The 466-nt window shown below is 58.6% G+C and carries 1 protein-coding gene; it reads right to left on the reverse strand.

The window, feature by feature from the left end; genetic code table 11:
- Positions 1 to 466: phosphate ABC transporter ATP-binding protein (locus A3754_RS06730; protein WP_156496862.1), on the reverse strand; the 466-nt coding region annotated here is incomplete at both ends.

A 466-nucleotide genomic window follows, 5' to 3' on the forward strand; every position in this document is an offset into this window, starting at 1 on the left:
AGATCGTGTTCGGGCTTGGTGAACACAGTCTCGGTATCATTCATTTCCACCAGACGACCCAGGTGGAAATAGGCGGTACGGTGCGATACCCGCGCGGCCTGCTGCATGGAGTGAGTCACGATGGCGATGGTATAAGACTCGCTCAGCTCGCTGATCAGCTCTTCGATCTTGGCGGTGGCAATGGGATCCAGCGCGGAACAGGGCTCATCCATCAGCACCACTTCCGGGCTCACCGCAATGGTGCGGGCAATACACAGACGCTGCTGCTGACCGCCGGACAGGCCCGTGCCTGGTGCGTGCAGACGGTCTTTCACTTCTTCCCACAGCCCGGCCTTGCGCAGGCTGGTTTCCACGATTTCGTCCAGGTCATATTTCTTGTTGGCCAGGCCGTGAATACGCGGGCCATAGGCCACGTTGTCATAAATGGATTTCGGGAAGGGGTTGGGCTTCTGGAACACCATGCCCA

It is taken from the genome of Alcanivorax sp. HI0083 (assembly GCF_001635175.1).